The sequence below is a fragment of the Acidobacteriota bacterium genome, from assembly GCA_040752915.1.
Classification (GTDB): domain Bacteria; phylum Acidobacteriota; class UBA4820; order UBA4820; family DSQY01; genus JBFLVU01.
The window spans coordinates 1-9,312 of record JBFMHB010000086.1 but is presented as its reverse complement, the minus strand read 5'-3'; the positions used below and the strand labels follow the sequence as shown (position 1 = coordinate 9,312).

The window sequence follows — 9,312 nt, the reverse complement described above, 5'->3', positions numbered from 1 at the left end:
CGCCGCCGGCGCACCCCTTAGTGTGTGGGGGGGGAGGCGAACGGACCCGAGCCAGGCAGGCCGGCCCGCCCCAAGGGCGGCCGGGCGGGAGAGGCGCCGGGAGGAAAGGCGCGGGAAAAGGCGCCCGAGATCCCTCCTATGTTGCCTTTCGAAGAAGCCTTTGGGAGGACGGCAAGCAGGGGACGCCTTTCGGACCGGTGCCTCCCGACCGACGCCAAGCGCATCCAGCGCTTGGGTGGCCTGCCCAGCCCTTCGAGACGTCCAGATTCGCGAGAGGAGCCAAATGAAAGACGGGAGGCCCGAAGGCCTCCCGTCTTCGACTCGTCGGGCTGGGCCGGTCAGCGCGTGAAGGCGGCGCTGTTGGAGGTCCCGCCGTCGGGGTTGACCACCGTGATCAGCACGGGCACTCCCTTGGGCAGCATGGCCTTCAACAGGTTCCCGCCCTTGACCAGAACCATGTTGCTGCCCTTGTAGACGGTCAGGGGCGCGTTCGCTCCGTTGATTTTCACGATGCATCCGGGCTGGAGGCCGCTCCCGTAGACCTTGAGGCGGAAGGGGTCCTGAAGGACCTGCACCCGGCCGTCCAGGATGGGGTTGCCCAGCGAAATCACGACCGTATCGGATACCGCCGAGCGCCCGAGGCTGTCCACCACCATGGCGTACACGCTGAAGGTCCCGTTCAGGCCGGCGCTGTTCCAGACGAGGCCGTAACTGGGCCCCGTGAAGGAAGACCCCAGGAGCGCGCCGTTCACGTAGTAATCCACGCGCGTGACCGCCACGTCGTCGTACACCACGCTCTGGAGGTTGACGGTGCCGCCGTAAGAGCCCCCATCCACCGGAGACACGAGACGGATGCTGGGGGCTTCCAGGACGGTGATGGTCAGATGCGAGTCCGTCGCCGTATAGGCCGTGCCGCAGGCATCCTCCGCCGTCACGGTGAGGGAGACCGTGTAGACACCCACGGAGTCGTAGATGTGCTGGGGCGTGGAGGAATTGGCGGTGGTTCCGTCGCCGAAATCCCACGCGTAGGTGAAGGGCGGAGAGGCGCCCGAAACGCTGCTCGTGAAGTTCACGGCCAGGGGCGGGAAGCCCTGAATCGTGCTGGCCCCCGTGGCGACGGCCAGGTGGAGGGGAGCCACGACCACCACGTCCACCTTGGCGGAGCCCGTGCTTCCGAGGGAGTCCTCCACCGTCAGGGTGACTTCGTAGGTGCCCGCCGAAATGAAGTTGTGGCAGGGCTTCTCGTCCGTGCTGTTGGTGCCGTCGTCAAAATTCCAGGAGTAGGTGTATGGCGGAACGCCGCCCGAGGGAGTCCCCTCAAAGCAGACCGAAAGGGGCGCCGTGCCGCAGGAGACGTCGCTCGTGACCGCCACCGCCACGGCGCCGTAGGCCGTGATCTCGAGGGTGGAGGTGACGCTGTGCCCGCAGCTGTCCTCCACCGTGAGGCTCAGAGTGTATTCGCCCGGCTCCACCCACGTGTGCTGGTCGTGGTCCGCGACGCTGTGGGGTTCCATGTCGCCGAAGTCCCAATCGTAGGTATAGGGAGGCAGACCGCCGGTGACCACGCTGGAGACGTTTGCGGTGAGCGGGGCCGGTCCGGTCAGGGCGGTGGATGCGATGGCCACCTCCAGGGTCGGCACCGTCTGGACCTGAACCGTCCCCGTCCCGGTCCGACCCAGAGAATCGGTCACCGTCACCGTCGCCGTGAAGGTCCCCACCGAGAGGTAGCTGTGGCTCGGATTGGCGATCGTGTCCCCCGGCGTCCCGTCCCCGAAGTTCCACGAGTAGGTGTACGGCGGCAGGCCGCCCTCGGCCGTGGCGTCGAAGATCACGTTCAGCGGCGCGTATCCGCACTCCCGGTTCGCCGTGGCCGTCACCACGATGGGATAGACGGCGATGGGAATGGGGGTGGCCGCGGCGGTGGCCGGCGGGACGCAGCTGTCGGTCACGGTGAGCACCGCCGTGTAGCTTCCCGGATCCGCGTAAGTGTGCAGGACGTTGCCCGAGGTCGCCGTCTCCCCGTCGCCGAAGTCCCAGGTGTAGTTGTAAGGCCCCGTGCCTCCCGTGACGGAACTCGTGAAGAACACGGTGAAGGGGGCGAAGCCGTCGGTGCGGCTCGCCGAGGAGGTGACGGAGAGGGGCGGCGTGATGATGACCTGAATGTGGTCGTCCGTGTAGGTGTTGCTCAGGGCGTCGGTCACCGTCATGGCCACGGTGTACGTCCCTGGAGTGGTGAAGACGTGGCAGGGGGCCTGACCGGCCACCGCCGCCGTGCCGTCCCCAAAGTTCCAGGAGTACGTGTACGGGGCCATGCCGCCCTGGGCCGTGGCGGTGAAGCAAACCTCCGTGTTGGGGGGGCCGCAGGTGCGCGTGGCCGTGGCGTTGCCCGTCACGTTGAGCTGCGTCACCGTGACGACGATGTGCGTATCGGTCACCACGCTGGTGGGGTCGCAGGCGTCGGTCACGGTGAGGGTCACGTAGTAGACCCCAGGCAGATCGTAGGCGTGCTGGGTGGCCCAGTCGTAGCAGTGGTCCGAGCCATCCCCGAAGTCCCAGTCGTAGAAATAGGGAGGCACGCCGCCCGACACGTTGCCGCATCCGTCGTTGAACTGCACGAGGAGCGGCGCCGGACCGCTCGTCACGTCGGCGCAGATGTTCACCGCCAGTTCCTGGGTGGAGATGAGGATGGCTCCGACGGCCGTATCGCCGTTGGTGTCCGTGATGGACACCCCCACGAGGTACTGGGTTCCGGGCGTCATGAAGGCGTGACAGGGCAGGGGGTCGTCGAAATTCGGCGTCGGGTAGGTCCCGTCCCCGAAATCCCAGTTGTACGACCACGGGATGGCCTCCGGATCGAGGTCCGGAGAGGTCGCCTCGAAGCACACGTTGAGGGGGGCCGGCCCGCAGGTCTGGTTGGCCGTGATCTCGGCCTCCAGAGGTTGAGCCGCCGCCGGCAGGGACACCGCGCCCAGAACCGCCGCGGCGAGCAGGAGCCCCGCCGCCGCGGAAAGTCCACGGATCCTCGCACCGAGAAGGCCGCCGCCGCGTACACGCGGGGAGCCCGACCGCCGATGGGTCCCGATCATGCCCGCCTCCTTCGCTTCCCCGCGCCTGGCGCGAGATCTCCAATCCGAGCGGGAATTCTCCAGAAAATACAAACCGCTCGAATCGAATCCCTAAACTACAATTAGCAAATTACAACCCTCCGAATCCGGAGTCAAGTAATCCTGGCCCGAGAGGGGCAAAGCACGCCTGAAGTTGCTTTAGTGAAACATGACTGAAACGCTCCCTCCGTCGCCCCGGAGGGAGGCCGAAGCCTGCTACACTGGATACGTCATGCGTTCCGAAGACCTACCGCCTGCGGACCGGCACACCCTGCGCTTTCGGTGGAGGGAAGGGGGCGAACCTTTCGAGGACCTCGCCCTCGAGGAGCTTCTCCTTGAGGAGGGAAGCCGGGGGGCCGTTCTTTGGACCTACGCCTGGCCGAACCCCGTCCTCGTTCTCGGGTATGGGCAGCCGCCTTCGGAGGTGGATCCCGCCCCGTGCCTGCGCCTGGGCGTCCCGATCCTGCGGCGGATCACGGGCGGTTCGGCCGTGCTTCACGAAGGGGGACGCTCCCTTTCCCTCTCCCTGGCCCTCCCCGCGGATCACCCCTGGGCCCGGGGCATTCACTCGCTGTACGCGGCCTTCGTTTCCGCCATCGCCGAGGCCGTCGGAGGACTCGGGGCCGAGGTCCGCCCGTGGCGGCCCGGGGACGGATCGCCGCGGCGGCGTTCTCCCATTTGCTTCGAGGACCACCGTGGCGAAACGCTCCTCTCGGGGGGCCGAAAGGTCCTCGGCTGCGCCCAGACCCGGCGCCGCCGGGCCGTTCTGGTCCACGGGGCGCTCCTCTTCGGTTTGAACGCGCCCTTCCAGGCCCGCGTCTTCGGCGTGGAGCCCGACCGGATCCTCGCCGCCATGGGCGCCCTCCCGGCGCGTCCGGGCCTCGACGCGTCCTCCGCCGCCCGCGCCGTGTGCCGCTCGTGCGCGAGGGCCCTCGGCGCCTCCGCCGTGGAGGAGGCGCCTCCCGAGCTTCCTCCCGCGCTCCGGGCCCGGCGCGGGGATCCGAAATGGGTGATCTCCCCTCGACCGGCGGTGCCCTGATCGCCCTTCCAGAACTCCCCATCGGCCTGCGGCAAACGGCAAGGAGTTTGCTTAGGTGAGGGGGGCCTGTTACGCTCGACTCGGAACAGCCCACAGCACGGACGAGACTGGCGGCGCCTAAGGAGACCCGCATGCCCAAACGCACGATCTACGAGGCGGTCACGGAACGGCTGGAGATCCTCGACAAGGACGGAAAGGCCGACAAGGCCCTGGTCCCGCGTCTCTCGGACGAGCAGTTCCGCGACCTGTACCGAAACATGGTCTGGATGCGCCGCTTCGACGAGAAGGCGCTGAACCTCCAGCGCCAGGGGCGGCTCGGCACCTACGGCTCCCTTCGGGGCCAGGAGGCCGCCCAGGCGGGCCTCGCGCTGGCCATGGAGGAGGTGGACTGGATGGTGCCCTCCTTCCGGGAGCACGGCATCATGATGCTCCGGGGAATCCCCGGCCACCTGATCTACGCTTTCTGGAAGGGCGACGAACGCGGCTCGCGCTTCCCCGAGGGAACGAGGTGCCTTCCGCCCGCCATTCCGGTCGGGAGCCAGCTCCTCCACGCCGTGGGCGTCGGACTGGCCCTGAAGCTGCGCGGTGAAGACGCCGTGGCGGTGGGCTTCGCGGGAGACGGCGCCTCCTCCGAGGGCGATTTTCACGAGGCCCTGAACTTCGCCGGGGTCTTCCGCCCCAAGACCGTTTTCTACATCCAGAACAACCAGTGGGCCATCTCGGTCCCGTTCCGGCAGCAGACGGCCGCCGGCTCCATCGCCCAGCGGGCCCACGGCTACGGGATCCCCGGGATACAGGTGGACGGGAACGACGTCCTGGCCTGCTACGCGGCGGCGAAGGAGGCATTGGACCGGGCGCGCTCCGGCGGGGGCGCCACGCTCATCGAGGCCCACACCTACCGCATGGAGAACCACACGACCGCGGACGACGCCAAGAAATACCGTCCTCCGGAGGAACTGGAATACTGGGCCCAGAGGGACCCCCTGGCCCGCATGCGGGCCTTCCTCGAATCCAGGAAGCTCTGGAGCGAGGCCGAAGAGGAGGCTTTCCTCGAGGAGGCCTCCGCCCGCGTGGAGCGGGACGTGGAGGCCCTCGAAGCCATGCCCGAGCCGCACCCCTCGGAGATCTTCGATTCCATGTACTCCGAACTGCCTTGGAACCTGGTGGAGCAGCGAGAGGCCCTTCTGAACGAGGTGGGACGATGACCGCGAAGATCTCCGAAAGCCGGGCGCACTCGGCCTTGCACGCCGTCGCGGAGCCCGCCGAGCGCCTCACCCTGGCTCAGGCCGTCAACCAGGCCCTCCGGCAGGAGATGGAGCGGGATCCCTCGGTCCTCGTCCTCGGCGAAGACGTGGGCCGGGACGGCGGCGTCTTCCGCGTCACCGAAGGGCTTCTCGACGCCTTCGGCCCCGGAAGGGTGATGGACACTCCGCTGGCCGAAAGCGGCATCGTGGGCATGGCCGTCGGCCTGGCCGCGGCCGGGTTCCGTCCCGTTGCCGAGATCCAGTTCATGGGCTTCATGTACCCCGCCGTCAACCAGCTCTTCGCACACGTGGCGAGGTATCGGAACCGGTCCCGGGGCCTCTTCCACCTTCCCATGGTGGTGCGCATGCCCTACGGGGGCGGCATCCATCCCCCCGAGCACCACTCCGAATCCTACGAGTCCCTCCTGCTGAACACGCCCGGCCTCAAGGTCGTGGTGCCGAGCAACCCCGCCGACGCCAAGGGGCTTCTCCTCTCGGCCATCCGCCACGAGGACCCCGTGGTTTACCTGGAGCCCAAGCGCATTTACCGCGCCTTCCGGGAGGAGGTCCCGACGGCCGCCGTGCCGATTCCCCTGGGCCAGGCGCGCGTCGCCCGGGAGGGAAAGGACGTGACGATCATCGCGTGGGGCTCCATGGTCCGGCAGGCCCTGGAAGCCCACGAGGCGCTCCAGCGCGAGGGAATCTCCGCCGAGGTGCTGGACCTGAGGACCCTCAACCCGCTGGACCTCGAGGCCCTCCTCCAGTCGGTGGAGAAGACGGGCCGCGCCGTGGTGGTGCACGAGGCCCCCCGCAACGCCGGCTTCGGGGCCGAGATCGCCGCCCTGATCCAGGAGCGGGCGCTCCTGAGCCTCCTGGCGCCGGTCCAGCGCGTGGCGGGCTTCGACACGGTCTTTCCGCTCTCGCTCCTGGAGGCCCACTACCTTCCCCACCGGGAGCGCGTGGTGGCCGCCGTGCGAAAGACGCTGGATTTCTAAGGGGAGGGGTCATGGTTTTCGAATTCAAGTTCCCGGACGTCGGGGAGGGAATCCACGAGGGGCGCATCGTGGAGTGGCTCGTGAAGGCGGGCGACTCCCTGAAGGTGGACCAGCCCTTCGTCAAGGTGGAGACCGACAAGGCCGTGGTGGACCTCCCGTCCCCCAGGGCGGGGACGGTCCTGGAACTGCGATTCGGCAAGGGAGACGTGATCCACGTGGGGGATGTGATCGCCGTATTCGGAACCGAGGGCGAGGCCAAGGCGCATGCTCCCGCCCTCCCCGAGGCGGTCTCATCCGCCGCGGCGGCAGACGCCTTCGCCCCCTCCGCGCCGCCGCCCTCGGCCCCTCGGCCGGGGCGAGTCCTCGCCACGCCCCACACGCGGGCCCTGGCGCGCAAACTGGGGGTGGATCTCGCCTCCGTCCCCGCGACGGGGCGCAACGGCCGCGTCACCGACGAGGACCTTCGCAGGTTCGCCGAAGCTCCCCCCCCGGCTCCCTCCGCGTTCCGCGTCCGCGTGGACGGCGCGAAGCACGCCCCGCCGACCGGGCCCGCCGCGCCTCTGGGGGAGGCGGACTCCGACCCCTACGGTCCGGTGGAGCGGGCGCCCGTCTCCCACCTCCGGAAGGTCATCGCCCAGGCCATGGCCCTCTCCAAGCGCACCGCCGCCCACGTGACCCACGTGGACGAAGCGGACGTGACGGACCTCCTGGCCCTGTATGGACGCCTCAAACCCCTGGCCGAGGCCGACGGCGTCAAGCTCGGCCTCACGGCCTTCTTCGTGAAAGCCCTGGCCTCCGTGCTCAAGGCCCACCCCCTCCTCAACGCCTCCTACGACGAGGCGAGGGAGGAGATCGTCTACAAGAAATACGTCCATATGGGGGTGGCCGTGGACACGCCCGAGGGGCTCATCGTCCCCGTGGTCCGCGACGCGGACCGGAAGGACCTTCTCACGGTGGCCCGGGAGGTCGCCGACCTGGCCGCCCGGGCGAGGGAGCGCCGCCTCTCCCTCGACGAACTCAAGGGGGCCTCCTTCACTCTCACGAACATCGGCCCCGTGGGGGGACTCATCGCCACGCCCATCATCCACCAGCCCGAACTGGCCATCGCCGCCTTCTTCGCCGTGAAGGACCGCCCCGCGGTCCACGAGGGGAAGGTCGCCGTGCGGAAGATGATGAACGTGGCCCTCTCTTTCGATCACCGGATCATCGACGGGGCCGAGGGCGCGCGCGCCGCGTCGGCCCTTGTCCAGCGCCTTGAACATCCCGAATACATGCTTTTGAGGGGGTGACGCCATGGTCGTGGGATCCTTTGCCAAAGGCTGTCAGGTGGCCGTCGTGGGGGCCGGGCCCGGGGGGTACCTGGCCGCCATCCGTCTGGCCCAGCTGAAAAAGGACGTGGTGCTCATCGAGGCGGAAAAGCGCCTCGGCGGCATCTGCCTCAACGAAGGGTGCATCCCCAGCAAGGCCCTCATCCACGCCGCCGACTTCCTCGCCGAGGCCAGGGAAGCCCACCAGATGGGCATCTCCGTAGAGGCCAGAGGGGTGGACATGGGCCGACTCGTGGCCTGGAAGGACGGCGTCGTCCAGAAGCTCACCGGCGGCGTGAAGTTCCTGGCGGAGAAAAACGGCGCCGAGGTCCTCACGGGCCGGGCGCGATTCACGAGCGACCGCACCCTCGAGGTCCAGACCGACCAGGGACCCCAGGTGGTCCAGTTCGAGCAGGCCGTCGTCGCCACCGGGTCCGTCCCCTTCCCCCTTCCGGGCTTCGAGGTGGACGGCGATACCGTCATCGGGTCGAAGGAAGCCCTCTCCCTTTCGGAGGTCCCGCGCCGCCTTGTCGTCATCGGGGGGGGCTACATCGGGCTGGAGCTGGGCAGCGTCTACCGGAAGCTCGGGGCGGAGGTGGAGGTCGTGGAGTTCTTCCCGGAACTGCTCCTTCAGCACGACCCCGAGGTGCGGGAGGTCCTCACCCGGAGGCTCAAGGCCCTGGGCGTCGGACTCCGCCTGGGCCACAAGGCCATGCGCCTCGAAAGGGGCGCCCCCTCCCGCGTCGTGATTCAGGACAAGGAAGGTAAGGAGACCGTCCTGGAAGCCGACAAGGTCCTCGTCTCCGTGGGCCGCGTGCCTTCGGTCCAGGGGCTCGGCCTGGACGCCGCAGGCGTCAAGCAAGACGCCAAGGGCTTCATCCAGGTGAACGCTCGCATGGAAACCAGCGCGCCGGGAATCTACGCCATCGGCGACGTGGTGGGGGGGCCCCTCCTGGCCCACAAGGCCTACCGCGAGGCCAAGGTGGCCGCGGAGGTCATCGCCGGCGAGCCGTCGGCCTTCGACAACGTGGTCATCCCCGCCGTCATCTACACGGATCCCGAGATCGCCTGGGCCGGGCTGTCGGAGCAGGAGGCCGTCCAGAAGGGCCACCGCGTCGTGACGGGCACCTTCCCCTTCAGGGCCTCGGGTCGGGCCATGACCCTCAACGCCACAGAGGGCTTCGTCAAGACCGTCGCCGACGCCGACACGAAGCGCATCCTCGGCGTCCACATCGTGGGCGCGGACGCCAGCGAGATGATCTCCGAGGCCGCCCTCGCCATCGAGATGGGCGCTTTCCTCGACGACCTGAGCCAGACCATCCACCCCCACCCCACACTCAGCGAAGGCCTTCTCGAATCCGTCGAGGCCGCCCTCGGCGCAGCCATTCACGTGATGAACAAGTGAGGCGGACGGAGATGCAGCCGGGACGAAGACCCTGAGCCCGACCCGGGAGGGGATCATCCAGCCCACCGGTCCCGGTTCAGACCCTCCCTTGGCCTGTTGCCTCACGTAAGAATCTTCCCAAAATGGTATTTGTTGCCTCATGTAAAAATCAATCCGAAACGCGGTGCCTTCTGACCGCAGCAGGGACTGTGGGAAGGGTGGGAAACCCCGGAGGGGTT

6 protein-coding genes are annotated in these 9,312 nt (G+C 68.4%); 5 read left to right on the top strand and 1 reads right to left on the bottom strand.

The window, feature by feature from the left end:
• Positions 1–338 precede the first annotated feature (338 nt).
• Positions 339–3,086 (bottom strand): PKD domain-containing protein, encoded by a 2,748-nt coding sequence (locus AB1824_12085; GenBank protein ID MEW5765703.1) that lies wholly within the window; start codon positions 3,084–3,086, stop codon positions 339–341.
• A 250-nt stretch (positions 3,087–3,336) separates the two neighbouring features.
• On the opposite strand from AB1824_12085, the gene AB1824_12080 reads away from it, so the two are divergent.
• From AB1824_12080 to lpdA, 5 genes are all read left to right on the top strand, one after another.
• Positions 3,337–4,143, top strand: coding sequence for a hypothetical protein (locus AB1824_12080; GenBank protein MEW5765702.1), 807 nt, complete (start codon positions 3,337–3,339; stop codon positions 4,141–4,143).
• Between the two features lie 131 nt (positions 4,144–4,274).
• A complete protein-coding gene (gene pdhA, locus AB1824_12075; GenBank protein MEW5765701.1) occupies positions 4,275–5,348 on the top strand; it encodes a pyruvate dehydrogenase (acetyl-transferring) E1 component subunit alpha in 1,074 nt (357 codons plus the stop codon).
• The gene (locus AB1824_12070) at positions 5,345–6,382 is read left to right on the top strand and encodes an alpha-ketoacid dehydrogenase subunit beta (GenBank protein ID MEW5765700.1); all 1,038 of its coding nucleotides are present in this window, start codon (positions 5,345–5,347) and stop codon (positions 6,380–6,382) included. The genes pdhA and AB1824_12070 overlap by 4 nt, the downstream gene beginning before the upstream one ends.
• Positions 6,383–6,393: 11 nt before the next feature.
• On the top strand, positions 6,394–7,671 hold the full coding sequence (locus AB1824_12065; GenBank protein ID MEW5765699.1) for a dihydrolipoamide acetyltransferase family protein: 1,278 nt from the start codon (positions 6,394–6,396) through the stop codon (positions 7,669–7,671).
• 4 nt (positions 7,672–7,675) lie between these two features.
• A complete protein-coding gene (lpdA, locus tag AB1824_12060; protein ID MEW5765698.1) occupies positions 7,676–9,094 on the top strand; it encodes a dihydrolipoyl dehydrogenase in 1,419 nt (472 codons plus the stop codon).
• Positions 9,095–9,312: the final 218 nt, after the last annotated feature.